17 protein-coding genes and 1 pseudogene are annotated in these 19,716 nt (G+C 50.0%); 15 read left to right on the plus strand and 3 right to left on the minus strand.

Going from position 1 to position 19,716, the window contains the following annotated elements:
* Positions 1-6: 6 nt before the first annotated feature.
* Positions 7-1,866 (minus strand): DUF885 domain-containing protein, encoded by a 1,860-nt coding sequence (locus tag SHK35_RS00930; protein WP_318708104.1) that lies wholly within the window; start codon positions 1,864-1,866, stop codon positions 7-9.
* A 165-nt stretch (positions 1,867-2,031) separates the two neighbouring features.
* On the opposite strand from SHK35_RS00930, the gene SHK35_RS00935 reads away from it, so the two are divergent.
* The 15 genes from SHK35_RS00935 to SHK35_RS01005 all read left to right on the plus strand — a co-directional run bounded on the left by SHK35_RS00935 (position 2,032) and on the right by SHK35_RS01005 (position 17,398).
* A complete protein-coding gene (locus SHK35_RS00935) occupies positions 2,032-3,246 on the plus strand; it encodes a GntR family transcriptional regulator (RefSeq protein ID WP_318708106.1) in 1,215 nt (404 codons plus the stop codon).
* On the plus strand, positions 3,218-4,816 hold the full coding sequence (locus tag SHK35_RS00940) for a xylulokinase (RefSeq protein ID WP_318708107.1): 1,599 nt from the start codon (positions 3,218-3,220) through the stop codon (positions 4,814-4,816). The genes SHK35_RS00935 and SHK35_RS00940 overlap by 29 nt, the downstream gene beginning before the upstream one ends.
* A gap of 43 nt (positions 4,817-4,859) precedes the next feature.
* Positions 4,860-5,564, plus strand: coding sequence for an L-ribulose-5-phosphate 4-epimerase (locus SHK35_RS00945; RefSeq protein ID WP_318708108.1), 705 nt, complete (start codon positions 4,860-4,862; stop codon positions 5,562-5,564).
* 138 nt (positions 5,565-5,702) lie between these two features.
* Positions 5,703-6,545 (plus strand): transketolase, encoded by an 843-nt coding sequence (locus SHK35_RS00950; RefSeq protein WP_318703175.1) that lies wholly within the window; start codon positions 5,703-5,705, stop codon positions 6,543-6,545.
* Positions 6,545-7,504, plus strand: a complete 960-nt coding sequence (locus SHK35_RS00955) for a transketolase family protein (RefSeq protein WP_318708109.1) — start codon at positions 6,545-6,547, stop codon at positions 7,502-7,504. The genes SHK35_RS00950 and SHK35_RS00955 overlap by 1 nt, the downstream gene beginning before the upstream one ends.
* Positions 7,505-7,870: 366 nt before the next feature.
* On the plus strand, positions 7,871-8,707 hold the full coding sequence (locus SHK35_RS00960; RefSeq protein WP_318708110.1) for a peptidoglycan recognition protein family protein: 837 nt from the start codon (positions 7,871-7,873) through the stop codon (positions 8,705-8,707).
* Between the two features lie 66 nt (positions 8,708-8,773).
* On the plus strand, positions 8,774-9,433 hold the full coding sequence (gene rpe / locus SHK35_RS00965) for a ribulose-phosphate 3-epimerase (RefSeq protein WP_318708111.1): 660 nt from the start codon (positions 8,774-8,776) through the stop codon (positions 9,431-9,433).
* Positions 9,434-9,459: 26 nt separating this feature from the next.
* Complete coding sequence (locus SHK35_RS00970; RefSeq protein ID WP_318708112.1) at positions 9,460-10,737, plus strand: chloride channel protein; 1,278 nt, start codon at positions 9,460-9,462, stop codon at positions 10,735-10,737.
* Positions 10,737-12,398, plus strand: coding sequence for an alpha-amylase family glycosyl hydrolase (locus tag SHK35_RS00975; protein ID WP_318708113.1), 1,662 nt, complete (start codon positions 10,737-10,739; stop codon positions 12,396-12,398). The genes SHK35_RS00970 and SHK35_RS00975 overlap by 1 nt, the downstream gene beginning before the upstream one ends.
* 121 nt (positions 12,399-12,519) lie before the next feature.
* A complete protein-coding gene (locus SHK35_RS00980; protein WP_318708115.1) occupies positions 12,520-13,041 on the plus strand; it encodes a hypothetical protein in 522 nt (173 codons plus the stop codon).
* A 101-nt stretch (positions 13,042-13,142) separates the two neighbouring features.
* The gene (locus tag SHK35_RS00985; protein ID WP_318708117.1) at positions 13,143-13,826 is read left to right on the plus strand and encodes a hypothetical protein; all 684 of its coding nucleotides are present in this window, start codon (positions 13,143-13,145) and stop codon (positions 13,824-13,826) included.
* Between the two features lie 128 nt (positions 13,827-13,954).
* Positions 13,955-15,112 (plus strand): Gfo/Idh/MocA family protein, encoded by a 1,158-nt coding sequence (locus tag SHK35_RS00990; protein ID WP_318708118.1) that lies wholly within the window; start codon positions 13,955-13,957, stop codon positions 15,110-15,112.
* Between the two features lie 152 nt (positions 15,113-15,264).
* The gene (locus tag SHK35_RS00995; RefSeq protein ID WP_318703154.1) at positions 15,265-15,588 is read left to right on the plus strand and encodes a PadR family transcriptional regulator; all 324 of its coding nucleotides are present in this window, start codon (positions 15,265-15,267) and stop codon (positions 15,586-15,588) included.
* Between the two features lie 78 nt (positions 15,589-15,666).
* A complete protein-coding gene (locus SHK35_RS01000; RefSeq protein WP_318708120.1) occupies positions 15,667-16,359 on the plus strand; it encodes a permease prefix domain 1-containing protein in 693 nt (230 codons plus the stop codon).
* 10 nt (positions 16,360-16,369) lie between these two features.
* The gene (locus SHK35_RS01005) at positions 16,370-17,398 is read left to right on the plus strand and encodes a DUF4097 family beta strand repeat-containing protein (protein ID WP_318708122.1); all 1,029 of its coding nucleotides are present in this window, start codon (positions 16,370-16,372) and stop codon (positions 17,396-17,398) included.
* Between the two features lie 32 nt (positions 17,399-17,430).
* Here the strand turns inward: SHK35_RS01005 and SHK35_RS01010 are convergent, their stop codons facing one another.
* The gene (locus SHK35_RS01010) at positions 17,431-18,345 is read right to left on the minus strand and encodes a bifunctional helix-turn-helix transcriptional regulator/GNAT family N-acetyltransferase (protein WP_318708123.1); all 915 of its coding nucleotides are present in this window, start codon (positions 18,343-18,345) and stop codon (positions 17,431-17,433) included.
* A gap of 172 nt (positions 18,346-18,517) precedes the next feature.
* Positions 18,518-19,061, minus strand: a pseudogene (locus tag SHK35_RS01015) (dihydrofolate reductase family protein).
* Between the last annotated feature and the right edge of the window lie 655 nt (positions 19,062-19,716).

Raw genomic sequence — 19,716 nt, forward strand, 5'->3', positions numbered from 1 at the left:
CGTCATTTAACTGGCGATGGGTACCAGGGAGGCGTCGGGCGTGGTTTCCAGGAGACGCTCTTTCAGGGAGGTAAAATCCGAAGGGCCGCAGTCCAAAAAGAAGGTGTGGAAGGCATAGTCGGAATAGGAATCTCCCCATTGTGCCATGGCCTCCTGCTGTAAAGAAAGAATTTCCAGATAGCCAAGGTAATACTTTAAGTAGTTGCAAGGCTCCTCCGCAATATAGGCATAGATGGCTTTTATGGAGGAAACCTGGGTGATGCCGAAGTTTTCCAGCACCTCGGCCACCTGACGGAAGGAGGCCCCTTGATCATGTATCATAATATCCAACAGAGAATAGAGGCATAACTGCAGACTGCGGTTATGCTTTTCTAATTGTACACAAAGAGCATCCTGAGAGCGCCCATTCTCCTCCAGCAGCGCAGACGCATAATCGAAGCTTAAAAATTCCACATAAAGAGCCCAGCCCTCCTGATAGCCCCCATACCACAGAAGCTGGCGGACCTTGTTTTCCCCCTGGGAAAGAAAGCTGCGATTACTGTAGACGGTCTGATAGAGGTGGCCAGGGTAGCCCTCGTGAGCCAGAGTGGTGTACAGCTCTAATCCGCCCGGGGAATTTTTTTCATTAATGTATATGACATTGCTGTCAGTGTCATCCAAAGGAGCGGTCAGGTAAAAGGCAGGAGCACAATATTCCTCCAGGCTCTGGGAGACAGCCTTTACGGTTACGGCGGGCATTGCGGACGTATCTTCCGGCAGCTGGGGAAAGCTGCCGGACATCCGTCTTTGCAGGTCAAGCAGCATCTCCTCCGCCTCTGTGTAGGGAAATACCGCATATTCCTCTGAGGAAAGGCGTTGTACCAGGGTCGGGTCCTGAGCCACAATTCTTTGTATGGCTTCATATTCCTGGCTGAATTTGGCGGAGAGCAGTTCTTTTATTTCTTCGATGCTCCGGTAGGAGCCGGTTTCGGAAACCAGAAGATATTCATAATAGGCGCGTCCCTCCGGCTTGGAGGCAAGCCCCTCAAGAGGAATGGAAGTATCTTCCAGAACAAACAGTCCGTCGGCCAAGGCTTCATAGGCGGGAAGGAGAACTGTTTTTAACAGGCGGTCATTTTGCATTTGATAGGCCTGGGCCTCTTCCTCTGTAAGGATGCCCTCCTGACACAGCGCATCCACGCGCTCTGTAAAGGTGCTCTGTAAAAAATGGGTTCCGGCTTCCAGAGCTTCGCTTGTGACAATCGTGTCACATTGCTCCTTTACCTTTTCCAGAGAGGAGGCAGGCATCAGAAGTCCGGCCTGGGCCTTTTCCTGCTCAAAGACCAGTAGGGAAGCAAAATATTCATCTGTCTGATCTAAGATGGAAAGATAGTCCGTCACGTCCCGCTCTGTGCGGAAGGCGTACTCCGCTAAGAGGATGGGAAGCTGGGACTGCATGCCGGAGGAAGGGGAGAGAGGCTCTTTATAATACACAAAGCTTCCGACCTTTAAAGAATTGTCTAAAGAGCGCAGAAGAAGCCTGTGGGTGTAGCTGTCGGCATCAGAAAGCTTTTCCGAATTCAGGGACTTTAATGCTGCTATGACGTTCTCTGTGGCAGCCTGCCCTTTCAAGGTTCCCGTTTTGCTGTAGGAAGGAAGAATGGGCTTATAGCTGTAAATGCCAAAATCAGCGGGATTGGCAATGGTGTAGTGCATATTTAAGGTACTGGAGGTCATCTCGTCTGTAAACAGCTGGGAGGTAATGTGGGAAAATTGTTTTTCCTCCCGCTTGTAACGAAAAAGGAATAGCGTGATTCCCGCAAAAGCAAAAAGAAAGGCAAGAGCAAGCAGAAGCTGTCTGCGGGAAAGAGGGAAAGGTCTTTTCAAGATTGGTCGCGCCGCCTTTGTAGGTATGAGAATTGTTTCAATATATGCCGCCTGAAAAGAGAGTATGAGTTGTATTGCATACAACTTAATAAAATGTACTGGAAACAATCTGGGAATATATTGACAGAAAATAACAACTTTACTATACTGAGAACGGAGGCCGACATGGAAGGAAAACAGAAAAAATATCAGAAACTGATTGACTACATAGACAATTTAATCAGAGAGGGGAAGCTGGGACCGGGGGACAAGCTGTATTCAGAGAATGAGCTCAGCGGAATGTTCCATATCAGCCGACAGACCGTGCGCAAGGCCCTCGGCTTTTTGGAAGAGCAGGGCGTGGTGCGCAGAGTCAGGGGAAGCGGAACCTATATCAGCTATGACCGTAGGGAAAATCTGGAGAGGTGTAACCGGATTGCCGTAATCACCACCTATGTGGACAGCTACATTTTTCCCAAAATTATTCAGGGAATTGAAAATGTGCTGTTTGAGCGGGGATATTCCGTGCAGATTTCCTTTACCAACAATTCCCTGGAGCGGGAGAGGAGCGTTCTGGAGGATTTGATTCACAGGGAGGATGTGGCCGGTATTATTGTGGAGGGCACAAAGAGCGGACTGCCCAATCCCAATATCCATCTTTACAGACAGCTGCTTAGGCGCAAGGTGCCGATTTTGTTCCTTAATACCTATTATCCTGAGCTGGACGTGCCCCATGTATCCTTGAATGATACGGAGGCAGCGAAAGCGGCAGTGAATTATCTGATTGGAAGAGGGCACAAAAACATCGGGGCGGTGCTTAAGCTGGACGACGGCCAGGGAAGACTGCGGTATCTTGGCTATCTTAAGGCCCTGGAAAGGGCGGAATATCAAGTGACGGATTCCCGGGTGGTCTGGATCGATACGGAGGAAGCCAGGCAGCTTAACTGCTGCGTGGGAAAGATACAAAGCAGATTACAGGAATGCAGCGCGTTGTTTTGTTATAACGATCAGATCGCCTTTCAGATGATTCAGCTTCTGACAGGGCAGGGTATCCGGATTCCCCAGGATGTTTCGGTGATCAGCATTGATGATTCCGATCTGGCGCTGCACAGTGAGGTGGCGATTACCTCTCTGCCCCATCCAAAGGAAAGGCTTGGCGCAAAGGCCGCCCAGATTCTGCTGGAAATGCTGGAAACAAATAAAAGCGGCGAAACCTTTGAATTTGAAACCAGGGTGGTGGAACGGGATTCTGTGGCGGATTATGGAGCGTATGGGGGTGCGGTTTTTCAAAAGGAAGCAAAAGGAGAGTCCAAAGAGGCGCTGCATGTACGGACTCTTCCCATAAAAAAAGGCAGCGCAGAAACGAGGGAAAATGAGCGAAGATATCAGAAAAGCAATTGAAACAGGAAGCACGGCTCTTGGCATTGAGTTTGGCTCCACAAGAATCAAGGCCGTTTTGGTGGACAAAAGCCATCAGCCCATTGCCATGGGAGCCTACGACTGGGAAAACCGTCTGGAAAACAATATTTGGACCTACAGCCTGGAGGATATCTGGAAGGGGCTGAAAGGGTGTTATCAAAGTCTGGCAAAGGACGTGCGGGAAAAATACGGCGTGGCCCTGAAAAAGCTGGGCAGCCTTGGCTTCAGCGGTATGATGCACGGGTATATGGCCTTTGACAAGGAGGGAGAGCTGCTTGTACCCTTCCGCACCTGGAGAAACACCATGACAGAGGAGGCCTGCAAAAAGCTGACGGCGGCCTTTGATTTTAATATTCCCCAGAGATGGAGCATTGCGCATTTATATCAGGCAATCCTGAAAGGGGAGGAGCATGTGGACAGAATTGACTATCTCACAACACTGGCAGGCTACATTCACTGGAAGCTCAGTGGAAAAAGGGTGCTGGGTGTGGGAGAGGCGTCCGGAATGTTTCCCATTGATTCAGGCACCTGTGACTACCATGAGAAGATGCTGGAGCAGTTTGACAGACTGATTTCTGACAAGGGCTTTGCCTGGAATATCCGCGGCATTCTGCCCAAGGTGCTCTGTGCGGGAGAAAATGCGGGATATCTGACAGAGGAGGGGGCAAGGCTTTTAGACCCATCCGGTGTGCTGGAGCCGGGGGTTCCCATGTGTCCTCCGGAGGGAGATGCAGGCACGGGAATGACGGCCACAAACAGCGTGGCTGTCCGCACAGGAAATGTGTCGGCAGGCACCTCCATCTTTGCCATGGTGGTCTTAGAAAAGCCGTTGACTAAGGTATATGAGGAGATCGATATGGTGACCACCCCTGACGGCATGCCGGTGGCTATGGTGCACTGCAATAACTGCACCTCGGACCTGAATGCCTGGGTCAATCTGTTTCAGGAATTTGCCGGCCTGTTTGGCATAAAAGCTGCCCCGGGGGAACTGTTTACGGCATTGTATGGGGAAGCGCTGAAGGGGGATGCGGATTGCGGAGGACTTCTCTCCTACAATTATTACTCGGGAGAGCCCATCACGGGAGTGGACGAAGGAAGGCCTTTGTTTGTGCGCACTCCTGACGCAAAATTCACCCTGGCAAACTTTATGCGGACCCATTTGTACAGCGCTCTTGCCACGCTGAAAATAGGGATGGATATTCTGTTAGATAAAGAGAAGGTCACTGTGGATTCCCTGATGGGACACGGCGGATTGTTCAAGACCCCAGTGGTGGGACAGCGCCTGCTGGCAGGAGCGATGGGAGCGCCTGTGACTGTGATGGATACCGCAAGCGAAGGCGGAGCCTGGGGAATGGCCCTGTTAGCCGCTTATCTTTGGGAAAAGGAAGAAGGACAGAGCCTGTCTCAGTACCTTCAGACACAGGTTTTTGCAGGATGGTCTGGCAGCACCATTGAGCCTGAAGAGGCGGACGGGACAGGCTTTGAGAAATTTATGGAGCGTTACTTGGGAGCCTTTGGAGCTGAGAAGGCGGCGGTGGAAGGACTCGTTTAGGGGGCCTGATACGGATTTTTTCGGGAAAGGAAGCATATAAGGAATGTTGGAAGAATTAAAGCAACTGGTATATGAGGCAAATATGGAGCTGCCCAGATATGGTCTTGTGACCTTTACCTGGGGAAATGCAAGCGCCATTGACAGAGAGAGCGGCCTGTTTGTGATTAAGCCAAGTGGTGTGGCCTATGAGAAGCTTACGCCACAGGACATGGTGGTGGTGGATATGGAGGGAAGGAAGGTTGAGGGAAAATACCAGCCCTCCTCGGACACTCCCACGCATCTGGAGCTGTATAAGGCGTTTCCTGAGATCGGCGGCATTGTACACACCCATTCCTCCTACGCCACAAGCTGGGCTCAGGCAGGCAGGGATATTCCCTGCTACGGCACCACCCACGCAGACTACATATATGGCCCGGTGCCTTGTGTCAGATGTCTGACAAAGGAGGAGATCGAAACGGCCTATGAAAAGAACACGGGGCTTTTGATTGCAGAGGCGTTCAAAATTATGAGAAAGGATCCTATGGCAGTGCCTGCAGTGCTGTGCAAAAATCATGGTCCCTTCACCTGGGGAAAAAATGCGGCTGAGGCTGTACATAATGCGGTGGTTCTGGAGGAAGTGGCAAAGATGGCTTACCGGGCAGAGTGCATTCAGCCCAAAATACTGCCGGCGCCTCAGGAGCTGCAGGATAAGCATTATTTCAGAAAGCACGGAGCAAATGCCTATTATGGACAGAGGGAAGAGCCTTAAAAGCGGCAGTGCACGAGCACAATCAACATTTTTTGAGCAAATTGTGCTGGACGAAGCAAGGGGTTTATGCTAGTATTATCTGGGAAGACAGATAGCAGCGACAGCCGTTAATTGGCTTTCGGCAGAATGGAGGAAACGATGAACAATTTAGACCTGCAGAAACAGGCGAACGAAATCCGCAAGGGCATAGTGACCGCAGTCCACAGTGCAAAGGCAGGACATCCGGGCGGCTCTCTCTCTGCGGCAGATGTGTTTACCTATCTTTATTTTGAGGAGATGAACATTGATCCCAAGAATCCTGCTATGGAGAACAGAGACCGCTTTGTGCTGTCCAAGGGACACACAGCGCCGGGGCTTTATTCCACCCTGGCCCACAGAGGATTTTTCCCGGTGGAAGACCTGGTTACTTTGAGAAAGCTGGGCTCCTACCTTCAGGGACATCCCTGTATTCATATTCCCGGCGTGGATATGTCGTCAGGCTCCCTGGGACAGGGCGTTTCCGCTGCCGTAGGGATGGCGCTTGGCGCAAAAATGGATAAAAAGGATTTCCGGATATACACTCTTTTGGGAGATGGAGAGATCGAGGAGGGGCAGGTCTGGGAGGCGGCTATGTTTGCAGGCTTCCGCAAGCTGGACAATCTATGCGTGATCGTGGATAACAATAATTTGCAGATCGACGGTCCTATCGACCAGGTATGCTCTCCCTATCCTATTGATAAAAAATTCGAGGCGTTCAATTTCCATGTGATTAACGCAGACGCTCATGACTTTGACGCTCTCAGGGCAGCCTTTGGGGAGGCGAGAAATACCAAGGGAATGCCCACCTGTATTGTGGTACATAGCTTAAAGGGCAAGGGCGTATCCTTTATGGAGAACAGTGTGGATTGGCACGGCAAGGCTCCCAATGATGAGGAATATGCGGTGGCAATGGCCGACCTGGAAAAAATCGGCGCAGAATTAGAGAAAGCAGGTGAAGCATAATGGCAGGAAATAACGTGAAGGAAACCACCGTCAAAAAGATTGCTACCAGAGAAAGCTACGGAAACGCCTTAAAGGAGCTGGCGGAGGAATTTCCCCAGCTGGTGGTGCTGGATGCGGATCTTGCGGCGGCCACTAAGACAAGTATTTTTAAGAAGGCTTATCCGGAGCGCCACATTGACTGCGGCATTGCCGAGTGTAATATGATGGGCGTGGCAGCAGGACTGTCCCTTGTGGGAAAAATTCCCTTTGTCAGCTCCTTTGCCATGTTCGCGGCGGGCCGTGCCTTTGAGCAGGTGCGCAATTCCATAGGGTACCCTCATTTGAATGTGAAAATTGGAGCAACTCATGCAGGCATCACTGTGGGAGAGGATGGAGCAACCCATCAATGCAACGAGGACATTGCGCTGATGCGGACCATTCCCGGCATGGTGGTGATGTGTCCCTCCGATGATGTAGAGGCAAGAGCCGCCGTCAGGGCTGCCCTGGAGCATGAAGGACCGGTTTACATCCGCTTTGGACGGGCAGCGGTGCCGGTCATCAATGACAGACCCGATTATCACTTTGAGATCGGAAAGGGCACTGTGGTGCGGGAGGGAGAGGACGTGACCATCGTGGCTACGGGAATCTGTGTGGATTCCGCCCTGGGCGCTGCAGAAAAGCTGGCGGCTGATGGCATAAGCGCCGAGGTGGTAAATATCTGCACCATTAAGCCCCTGGATGAGGAAATCGTGGTAAATAGTGCCAAAAAGACCGGAAAGGTGGTAACCGTTGAGGAGCACTCTGTGATCGGGGGCTTAGGCAGCGCGGTGTGCGACTGCCTGTGCGCAAAGTATCCCGTTCCCGTAAAGAAGCTGGGTATGCAGGATGTATTCGGGGAATCCGGCTCCGCAGCGGCCCTTGTGCAGAAATACGGACTGGATGCGGAGGGCGTTTACCGGTCCGTGAAGGAATTTTTATAAGAAAGCACCTTAAGAAAACTTAAGAATTTCGTATACAAAAATGAAACATTTTTCTGCTATTGTATGTTTTAAGATGTCAGGGTCAAAAGGTCTCCCAGTCACAAATCGTCAGAATTGTTTGCGGCTTCGGAGTCAAGTTGCACCAGGAATCGACAAATTTGCTAAATGCGTTCCCAAAAATCCGAACTCGCTGCGCTCAAACAAGCGGATTTTTTTCTCACAACGCAACTTTGCCGATTCCAGGAGCAACTAAGACTCCTGCAGATGACAAACAATTCTGACGATTTGTGACGGAACCCCCTTTTACCCCCAACATCTTCTTTAATTAGGAGAAAGAAAGTACCTAAGAGGAAAAGAGGCAGAGAAATGGGACAAGCAAGCAGTCCGAAAAAGGAGCTGGGTCTGGAACTGACGAATATGAAGCGCAATCCCTATCTGGTGGATTACAGTCAGTTTCAGAAAAAGCGCCGGGAAAGGGACTTTGCCAAAGCGGCTGCAAGAAAGAAACGGGCGAGAATGCTTTTCTACAGAAGGCTGGCAGTGGTGACCGCAGCTTTCGTGGTTTTGATTGCAGCGGTAATTTTGGCAGTGTGGGCATTAAGCAAGGCAGGCGGGACAGAGGCCAGCCTGGGGAATGCAATAGATGAATCCGGCGAACCCAAAGCGCTCTGGGAGGAAGAAATACAGGATATCCAGGGAATCAGTGCAGAAGCCTTTGGAAGGCATCCTGCCTGGACAGAGGATTTTCTTACGGTGAATGAATATTCCAGACCAGGAGATGCGCTGACGGAGGTAAACAGCATCTTTGTACACTATACGGCTAACCGGGGGACCAGCGCTGCCCAGAACAGAAGCTATTTTGAGCAGCTTAAGGATACCCATGAAAGAAGCGCCAGCGCCCACTTCATCATCGGCTATGAAGGGGAGATCATTCAGTGCATTCCTTTGGATGAGATCGCTTATGCGGTGCAGACCAGAAATGAGGATTCTATTTCCATAGAATGCTGCTACCTTTCGGAGGACGGGTCCTTTACCCAGGAGACCTATGATGCGCTGATAGAGCTTCTTACCTGGCTTACGGAAACCTATGATCTTACCAGGGATGACATACTGCGCCATTATGACTGCGGCGGCAAAAAATGCCCTGTTTATTATGTGGAGCATGAGGACGCTTGGGAGCTGTTGAAAAGAGACGTGAAATAGCAGGTTGCTATTCACGTTTTTTTTTGCTAAAATAGGCACGGAATGATAGAAAGGCTTGGGAGTGTTATGAACATTTTATCACCGTCAATTTTGTCCGCTGATTTCTGGAGGCTGGGAGAGCAGGTCAAAGAGGTGGAAAAAGCGGGCGCGCAGTATCTGCATATTGATGTTATGGATGGAATGTTTGTGCCATCCATTTCTTTTGGGCTGCCGGTATTAAAGTGCATACGCAGAGAGACCTCTCTGTTTTTGGATGTGCATTTGATGGTGGAGAGGCCCGAAAGACATGTGGAGGCCTTTGCGGAGAGCGGAGCGGATCTGATCAATTTTCATATAGAGGCGTCTGCTGATGTGGAGAAAACCATTCAGGCAATAAGAAGGATGGGGAAAAAGGCGGGAATCACCATAAAGCCTGGCACTCCACCGGAGGCGGCAGCGCCTTTTCTTGGAATGGTGGACATGGTGCTGGTGATGACGGTGGAGCCGGGAGCCGGGGGACAGGAGCTGATTCCCCAGTGCCTTGACAAGGTGCGGCGTATCCGGGAAATGGCAAAAGAGAAAAGGCTGTGTGTTGACATCCAGGTGGACGGCGGCATCCGGGTGGAAAATGTACATCAGGCGCTGGAGGCGGGAGCCAATGTGATTGTGGCAGGCTCGGCGGTTTTTCAAGGTGACATTGGCGCTAATATCAGAGATTTCAAAAGACGTATGGAGCAACAGGCGTAAAGATAAGCGTGGAAATGAGGCAGTAAATGAAGGGGCGGGAGAAGGATATTTACACCTTCCTTATGGGGGTGGGAAGCAAATTCCTGAATTTTATCAAATGGGTGGCAATCGCAGTTGCCACCGGTGTTTTGGTGGGGCTTACAGGCACTGCCTTTTCTTATGGAATGCAGTATGCCACAGATTTCAGAACCAGTCATCCGGCTGTGATTTTAGGACTTCCTGTGGCCGGGCTTCTGATTGTATTTTTGTATCATCTGGCCCATAGGGACAATGACGGAGGAACCAACAGCGTGCTTTCTGCGGTGCGCTCGGAGGAGCAGCTGCATTTTTCCACGGCTCCTTTGATTTTTGTGAGCACCATCCTCACCCATCTCTTTGGCGGGTCGGCGGGAAGAGAGGGCGCGGCCCTGCAGCTGGGCGGCAGCCTGGGCAACTGCTTTGGAAAGCTGTTTCGCATGAAGGGCGCAGACGCCCATGTGATGATTATGTGCGGTATGAGCGCCTGCTTTTCCGCCTTGTTCGGCACCCCCATGGCGGCTGCCATTTTTCCCATGGAGGTAGTCAGCGTAGGGGTAATGTATTATGCGGCTTTGGTGCCCTGTGCGCTGTCTGCCCTGACGGCGGCGGGGGTTGCCAGAGCTTTGGGCGCTTATGGGGAAAGTATGAGGATTGCTTATGTGCCGGAATTCACCGTGGTCACGGGAAGCAAGACTTTAATTTTGGCAATGCTGTGTGCGGTTTTGAGTGTATTGTTTTGTGTGGCGCTGCATACGGCGGCCTCCCAGGGCAAAAGGTATCTGCCCAACCCGTATCTGCGCATTGGGCTGGCCGGAGCTTTGATCGTAGCCCTGACGGCGCTTTTGGGCACCACGGATTATCTGGGAGCGGGAATGGATGTGATTGACCGATGCCTGGAGGGGCAGGTGCGTCCGGAGGCCTTCCTTTTGAAACTGATTTTTACGGCCATTACCCTGGGGGCGGGCTATAAGGGAGGGGAGATCGTTCCCTCTTTCTTCGTGGGAGCGGCTTTTGGATGCCTTATGGGAGGCTTTCTGGGACTGTCACCCTCTCTCTGTGCGGCGGTGGGGATGATCGCGGTATTCTGCGGCGTCACCAACAGCCCCATCACCTCTCTTTTGATTGCCCTGGAGCTGTTCGGAATGGAAGGGATGCCTTACTTTTTGACAGGGGTTGCGGTAAGCTATATGCTGTCGGGCTATCAGAGTCTTTACCATACCCAGAAAATCATTTATTCCAAGTATCGGGCCGAACTGAAGAAAAGCGGCAGAGAGGAGAAAAACTGATGTGGGAGAAGAAAAAGAAAGGAAAGAAGAGAACAAATGTCTTGGCGATGTGCCTGGCAGTCTGCCTGTGCATGGCCTTTTTGACGGCCTGCGCCTCAAAGGAGGGAGAGACCGGAAACAGGCCCTTGCAGGTGATAGACGATAAGTACAGAACCTATTATGAAATCTTTGTCTATTCCTTTTACGACAGTGACGGCGACGGCATTGGAGATTTGAGGGGAGTGCTGGAAAAGCTGGATTATTTAAACGATGGCGACGACTCCACGGACACAGACCTGGGAGTGAACGGCATATGGCTGATGCCCGTCATGCCCTCCAATACCTACCATAAATACGACACGCTGGATTATCAGGACATTGATCCTCAATATGGCACCATGGAGGACTTTGAAGCCCTTTTGGATCAGTGTCATAACCGGGGAATCCGCGTGATCATTGATCTCGCCATGAATCATTCTTCCAGCGCCCATCCCTGGTTTTTGAGTGCGGCGCAGTACCTGAGAAGCCTGCCGGAGGATGCTTCGCCGGACCCGGAGGAGTGTCCTTATGTGGAGTACTATCACTTTTCCAGAGAACAAAGGGGAGGCTATGTTCCCCTGGAGGGAACCTCCTGGTACTATGAGGCCCAGTTTTGGAGTGAAATGCCGGATTTGAATCTGGAAAACGAAGCTGTGCGGCGGGAATTTGAACAGATAGCCCAGTTTTGGCTGGAAAAAGGCGTGGATGGCTTCAGGCTGGATGCGGTGAAGGAGTATGTGACCGGCAATGAGGAAAAAAATGTGGAAATTTTGCGCTGGTTTCATGACTTTGTAAAGGCCCAGTCTCCTGACAGCTATCTTGTGTGTGAATGCTGGATGGACAGCGCCTCCTATGCTCCCTATTATGAGAGCGGCGTAGACAGTATGTTTGATTTTGACTTTGCGGATAAGTCCGGGGTGATTGCCAATGTGGTGAGCGGACGCTCGGGGGCGGAGTCCTATGGCAGGGCCCTTGTTAAGGAGCAGGAGCTTTTTGCCGGTTATAATCCTGCTTATATCAATGCACCCTTTTATACCAATCACGATATGGGGCGCAGCGCGGGCTACTACGCGGGAGAAAACAGCGAGGCCCAGACAAAAATGGGGAACGCCCTGAACCTTTTGATGAGCGGCAATGTGTTTCTCTACTACGGGGAGGAGCTGGGGATGAAAGGCTCCGGAAAGGATGAAAATAAGAGAGCGCCCATGTACTGGAGCAAGGATGAAACGGCTCCCGGGATTTGCAGCGGCCCTCCGGACATGGATACTGTCCAGATGAAATTTGACAGTCTTGAGGAGCAGAGTCAGGATGAGAATTCCATTTACAATTATGTGAAGGCCGCCATACGCCTGCGCAATCAAAACCCGGAGATTGCAAGGGGAACGGTTGCCTTCCATGAAAATGTCTCCAATGAACAGATCTGCGTGATCTCCAAGACCTATCAGGACCGGGAGATCGTGCTGGTGTTTAATACTTCGGCCCAACCCGCATCGGTTTCCTTAGACCAGGTGGACGTGGGGGATAAGACGGCGGCCGAACTGGAGGTTTTGGGAGAACTGCTCACCGGAGAAGAGGGCGTGGAGCGGACACAGACGGAGACCGTGATGCCTGCATATTCAGTGCTTGTGCTTGGGGAAGTGTGAAGAGAAATTCTAAAGCTTGCGCCAGAGGGCGCTTCGCCAAGAAGTTTTACGCTCTGCGATGCAGAGCTGCTTCACACTCAGATATTTGGTTGCGTAAAAACGCTTCGGAATGGGGAATAGCATGAAAAGTAAACTTGGAATTGGTATTTTGCTTTTGGCGGCTGTCTTTTTGATATTTTTGGCCTTGAACCTGATTCCCGTAAAATATGAGATTGACAGAAGCGTACAAGGGCAAAAATGGGAATTTGACAGACCTGAGATATGTGAGGAGGTCACAATCGCTATACAAGGGGAATATGTAAAATATTTTCTTCATTTTTTTCATAACGATTATTTTGAAGGAAGGATCATGTTATCCGGTTATGATTTCACCCAGAGTGAGGACAGCTTTTTATATAGAGTGAATTTCGCTTCCCGCCACTACAATATGGGTACTCTGGCTTATGGAAGCTCTCGCGGGGCGAATTTCCCTGTCATAGGCATGATTTTTCAGAGAACGCCTTTGGAAGAGGGAGTAATTCTATTGAATGAGTCGCCGGAAAGGGGAGAGAATCAGCAGGTGATCTCATTTCCGTGTCAGAATCGTAAAGAGGCGGCTGCGTTAGCTGATCAGCTTCTGCCGGACGGCTTTGTATATCAATAATGGGATTTAACAGGGAAAAGGAAATTAAGGTTTTGCCGTAATCTGTCGATACAATAAGTGAAACCGTCAAACCACACAGCACTGATAAGGAGGACGGCACTATGCAGATAAACGGAGTGGGAAACAGTCATAGCGATACACATAATGTGACTACCTGTATTCATACACAGACGCATTCGCTGGAGGGCAAAGCGGGCGCGGCGTGGGAAAGCGCTTCCGCGACGCCCCAGTCTGCGGAAACGGTTACACAGCCCCAGGGGACCTTTTCCTTGTCCGCCTGGCTGAAAAGTACGCTGAATGCGGCAAAAACGTTTGCTCAGAATCTATGGGGAGGGGGCGTCCAGGAGACCCTGGAGGAAGGGAGCAAAGAGGCATATTCTGAAAAAACAGTCTTACAGGAGCCTGTTTTGGAAGAGACCCAGGACGCTTCCGGAAAGCTCCACGGCCCCCAGGTGGCGGCGGGAGCGCTGGGAGTGCAGACCCCTCAGAGCCTGCTGCAGCAAAATCCTTACTTTTCCCCGGCGGAGGCTGTGGGGAGCGGGCAGGCCACGCTGGCTCAGAAGGTAAAAATCCGGTTCCAGAAGGTGTCGAAATATCTGACGGGACAGTTTTCGGGGAAAAAGGAGTTTCAGGCCAAGCAGGAGAGGCCCAGAGAAGACCTGCGCAGGCACAGCCGCTACCGCCAGGATGATCTGGAGATCGACTGTGTGCTCACAGATGATTCCTATCTGCTGGATTCCTACGACAGAAAGGGAGAGTATCGAAAGCTGTCTGCAAAAGAATAGAAAATCCACAGCTTCCCCCTTGCGCAGTGGGAAAAGGCTTTTGAGACTGCGCAGGAGGATGATACGGCGCTAAAGGTGATGCTGACGCCGTAGAGGAAAGGCAGAATAGAAGAAAGGCAGGAAAACTAGTGAAAAAAGCAGTGATCGCAGGCTATGGCAATATGGGGAGCAAGTATGCGGACCGGATTTACAAGGGACAGATTGAAGGCCTTTCTCTGTTTGGCATTCTTTGTAGAAATCCTAAGATGCAGGACAAAATCCGCCGGGAGATGCCCCAGGTAAAAATTTTTCCTCATGAGGACAGCATGTTTGAGGCGGCAGAGGAATTTGACGCGTTGATTATTACTACGCCCCACAGAGAGCATGTCCGCATGGCTGAAAAGGCGAAGGCGGCAGGACTTCATGTGCTTTGCGAAAAGCCCCTGGGAATCACTGCTTTAGAGTGTGGGAGAGTTGTGGACGGCAGAAAGCGCCTGGAAGGGGCGGATGGCCACAGGGAACCTTTGGTGGAGGCCATGATTTTTAACTGGCGCGCAAGAGAAATTTACCGGCAGGTGAAGGAAATCTTAGAGAGACAAGAGCTGGGGCGTCTGCACCATGTGCTGTGGACTGCAAATTTCTGGTACAGGCCGGAATATTATCATAAAATGTCTGCCTGGCGCAGCACCTGGAATGGCGAGGGCGGAGGCCTTTTGTTAAACCAGTGCCAGCATCTTATGGATATGTGGAATTGGCTGTTCGGGCAGCCTTCCCGGGTGTTTGCCAGAATCCGCTATGGGCGCTACAGCTCCATTTCCGTAGACGATGAGGCTACTCTTTTGTTTTCTTATGAAAATGGCATGGAGGGGACCTTCTTTTCCTCCACCGGGGATTCTCCCGGCACCAACCGTCTGGAAATCCATGGAGACATGGGAAAGCTTACGGTGGAGGACAATCGTGTGCTCACCTTTTACAAAAACGCCTCCTCAACTGCTCAGGTATCCAAGACCGCAGAAGAGTCTAACCCGGTGATCCCCTATGTGAAGGAGAGTAAGGAGATTCTTCAGGAGAGGGATGAATATTTGATTGTGCTGCAGAATTTTGCAGACACCATCCAGGGAAAGGCTGTGCCTCTGGCTGGATTTTCAGATGGACTAAGGGCGCTGGAAAATGTCAATGCCGCCTATCTGTCCGACTGGACAAAACAGTGGGTAGACATACCCTGTGATGAAAGCCAGTATGAGAAATGCCTGGAGGCACACTGCAAAGCGGAAAAAGAGCGCGAAAGGGCGTCTGATAAAGAATAAAAAACAAGGAAAGGCGGGAACTCCCCAAAGAGGGAGTTCCTGCTTTTTTGCGGCATTTTACAGCAATTATTAAAATATATTAATTTTAAATATACCTTGACAGATGAGGTATATCGTGATATGTTAGTCGTACAAAAGGAAGGAGTGAGGGAATGTCTATTACGTCCGATATTTTGAGGGGACATACGGAGACCATCATTCTGGCCAGCCTGCTTTCTCATGACAGCTATGGCTATCAGATCAACAAGGATATTATGAAAAAGACGGGAAACGCCTACGAGCTGAAGGAGGCTACCCTGTACACAGCTTTCCGGAGGCTGGAACAGGCAGGCTATATCCGCACCTACTGGGGAGATGAGAATGTGGGTGCCAGACGCCGCTACTACAGCATTACGGAAAGCGGACGGGAGGCCTACTACAGATATAAAAAGGAGTGGGAAGAGGCCAAGAATATGATCGACAGGCTCCTTGTGTAAGTCATTTGCCAAAGGAGACTGAAAAGAGATAGTGAAAGGAAAAGAGCAATAGCGCGCAGGCGCAGAAAAGAGGGAAATATGAATCAGAAAATCAGAGAATATATAGAGGAATTATTTGAGGATGCGCCCAAGACCAGAGCGGCGGTAGATCTGCGGGAGGAAATCATAAACAATGGAGAGGAAAAAATGGCGGATCTGCTAAGCCAGGGCTACAAGGAGGAGGACGCCTTTGACATTGTGATTCATTCCATAGGGAATGTGGAGGAGCTGTTTTCGGAGCTGAGAGGGGAGGAAGAGGAAAGGGAGCCCCTGGGCCGACAGCAGCTTCAGAAAAAAAGAGCGGTGATTACGTCTGCTTCTGTGGGGATTTATATTCTGGCTCTGGCGGTGCTTCTTATTTTTGCCAGTCTTGAGGATTACACAGAAAGCCTGCTTGGAATGGAGACAGGAATGATTGGCGTGATTTTCGCCTGCATTCTCTGCATTCCTCCTACCTGTATGCTGATTTATAGTTCCATGATGTATCCCAAGTATCAGAAAAAAGAGGAAAACATGGTGGAAGAGTACAAGGCATGGAAAAACGAGCGGAAAAAGGATAAGGCGGTAAAGGACGCTTTGAGCACTGTTCTGTGGACTCTGGGGATTGCCTGCTATTTTGTGGTGAGCTTTACCACAGGAGCCTGGGGGATTACCTGGGTGATCTTTTTGATTTTAGCCTGCCTGGAAAGCATTATTTCGCTTGTATTCAGTCTGAAGAAGGATGAGAAATGAGAGGGGCGCCATGAAGGGACTTAAAATAGCTTTGATTGTAATTTTAACTGTGCTGGCCCTTTGCCTGACAGCGGTGCTGATTTACTGCCTGCCGGGAGGGGGCAAAAAATTGGGCTGGGAGTGGAAGAGCGGAGGCCCTTTCTGTACACTGCAGAATACCCGGGAATTGAATGTGACAGATGTGTCACAATTAAAGGTGGATTTTTCCAAGACGGGATGTGATATTATTTTTTGTGAGACGGAGGGGGAAGCTCTGATTTTGGAGGAATATTTTTCCTATAAGGCGAAGGAAGAGGAATATGCAGCCTTGGAAAAGACAGGCGGTGTGGTGTCCGTCCGCAGGGATAAAGACCGGAACTTCTTTGGGGGATGGAAAAGGGAGTATGTAAAGCTGTATGTTCCGGGGGTGCTTTTTGAACAGCTGGATACGCTGGAGGTGGAAAGTGGAAGCGGGGACGTGCAGGCCGAACTTTTGCGGACGGCAGCAGGCAGCATTTCCGCATCCAGCGGCGATGTGGAAATCGAAGTCTGTGAAGGGGATTTTACGCTGTCCACTGCCAGCGGCGACATAAATATAGGAAGCTGCAGTGGAAATCTGCAGGTGAACTCTTCCAGCGGGGATCAGGAGATTGGCAGCTGCCGGGGGAATCTGCAGACAAGCGCATCCAGCGGCGATACGGAAATCGGACTCTGTCAGGGAAATCTGAGCGCTTCCGCAGGCAGCGGAGACATTCAGGTGGGGGATGCTGGAGGAGCGGCCCGGATAGAGACAGGCAGCGGGGACATCTCCCTGGGAGTGACAACCCTTGGGGGAGATATTGATCTAAGGGGAAGCAGCGGTGACGCCAAGCTGCACCTGCCGCAGGATTGCACCTTTTCCTTTGAAGCAAGAACCACAAGCGGCAGTATTCAGACCTCCTTCGACCAGGCTTTGTCCTTCAACGATAAAGGAAACTGGGCGGAGGGAAGTGTGGGGGAGAGCCCGCAGTATTCCGTTTCCTGCAGCTTTGCCAGCGGGGACGTCCGGGTGAGACGGTGACTGCCGGGAAAGCTCCGGTGCGGGAAGAACTATTATAAATCCAAGTCCCATTTTTCTTCCAGCACCGGGCTTCCCCAGGTATTATTTTCGCTTGTCTGAGAGATTCGGAAGCCTGCCTTTTGGTAAAGCCTTCTTGCAGATTCCTGGGCACTCACTGTCCAGAGGAATACATGGGAATAATTTTTCTCTCGGCAAAATTCCAAGGCCTGATTCAAAAGGGCAGTGCCGGCTCCCAGCCCCCGTATTTCCGGCTCCAGGAAAAAGTACCTTAATTGTGCCGTATTGTCCTGGGTGTGAGTGATGGCGATACAGCCCGAAGCATTTCCGCCGCATTCCAGTATCAGCATACAGTCCTTTTTTGGATCAAATTTTTCCACAAGCTCCAGCACTCCTTGTGTGAGATATTTTTTCCAGGTCTGTGTGGTGAACTGTCTTTCTGATTGATACAGGGATAATTGTCTGTCGATCACATATTCTATGTCTTTTTCCTGAAAGGGGCGAATGGATATGTTTTTTGACGCCATGGAAAAAAATTTCTTGACGGTGCGCATGGAATGAATCAGGCTTTCCTTTTCCCCATCGTTCAGGCCTGCGATGAGACCTCTGACCTGTTCGTTGGAACGGTGATTCAATTCCTGGAACACCTGATTTCCCTTTTCGGTCAGCTGAATTTCCATGTTGCGGCTGTCGGAGCTGTCTGTCTGACGGATAAGCAATCCGTTTTTCTCAAACTTCCGTATGATTCTGCTCATGTAGCTGCGGTCAATATCCAGCGTGGAGCAGAGCTGATTGGCCGTACAGCATTCTGTCTTGCTGATTTCAAAAAGAACCCTTGATTCTGTCAAAGAATAGCCGGAGTCCAGAATGTGCTGGTTCAGCAGGCCTAAAATACCTGTGTAAAACCGGTTAAAGCTTCTGATTTCTGTAATGATATCAATTTCCTTCATGTCTTTGTTTCCCTTCAAATGTAAATTGTTGACTCTGTCCACAATATAGAAAATTTAGAGGACTGAGTCAACTAATATATGCAGCTATAAAAGCGTCTGTGTCGCGATTTTCTTGCATATTGGGAATTCCGATTTGACACTCTGCTTGATGCCCCAATAAATGGGAAGCTGGTCAGCGAATCACTTTATAACGCAATCTGAGGTATGAGTCCTCCAAAACAATACAATCCTGCAATTTCAACACTCCTAAGTGTGATAATTCGCTGTCTAACAGCAGAGATTTTCCGTCAATCAGGGTGGATGTGTCCTTGCCGCCAATTAAAACAGGGGCAACGACAATATCGATATAATCAAACAGCTTCTCTCGAAGAAACAACCCGTTTAACGTGCCGCCGGTTTGTATGGTAATCTTTTGACAGGGTGCAAAGATAACGGACACCATGTTCAGTTAAATGATTGTTGTCGATTACCACAAAGGAAATCGGCGTCTTGTTTGGCATTTTCTTCGTGTTAACGCCAATTTTCTCCTGAACCCTGCCGGAGTTGAGCGACCATAAATCGGTTGTCTGCTCTATCTCATAATACTGGTGCAGTCCCTCTTGAACGCCCGCGATTTTAGGAAAATTCTTATCCACATCTAAAGCGTCTGTTGCACCTGTGCTGATTTTTCCGTCAACAGACATAAGCATAAATGGCGTTGTAATTGGCCTTTCCATTCCGTTCCTCCAAATTCTCATTGAACAAAACTGAGGCATATTCTCTCCTCTATGAAAACGAATAGCAATTCGGTCAGGCTATCGGTTGTTCCTCTGTTTAGATTTATGATTAATGATTGCTTTTATCACAATGCAAATCAGTAACACAATGATGGTAAATGCACCATACATTAAGACGCTTGTATACCACGGCGCCGATCGCATAGCGTATAATTTGGGATGAGTCTTGAAGTTCCAAACAGTATAAATCCCATGCCCGATAAATACACCAACAAAAGCCCCCATAATGATGTTTAAGATGGTATTCAATTTTTTCAAGCAATCACACTCCTTTGTCAAATTCCGATTTTCCGCTATGTCTTATGCTACATTGTACCATGCAAAAGGCTCAAATTCTACCAGTTTGTTGATGCAAAGGATTGACATTTCCATGATTCCTGTGCTATTCTAACTTTAATTTAAAAACACACAAAGGCAGTGACGAAGAGAGTACATTTCACAGAGGCTTTACAGAGAGCATTCCGGCCGGAGAAAATCATTTTCGGCATAGCTGAGAGGAATGGAGCTTAAGGAAATGGAACATGGCTTCCGAGCAGCGCACCGAGCTTTTCCACTAAAAACGGCACCCCATCTTTATCAGCGGCCGGGACAGGAG

Source organism: Candidatus Acetatifactor stercoripullorum (genome assembly GCF_944382095.1).
GTDB classification, from domain to species: domain Bacteria; phylum Bacillota; class Clostridia; order Lachnospirales; family Lachnospiraceae; genus Acetatifactor; species Acetatifactor stercoripullorum.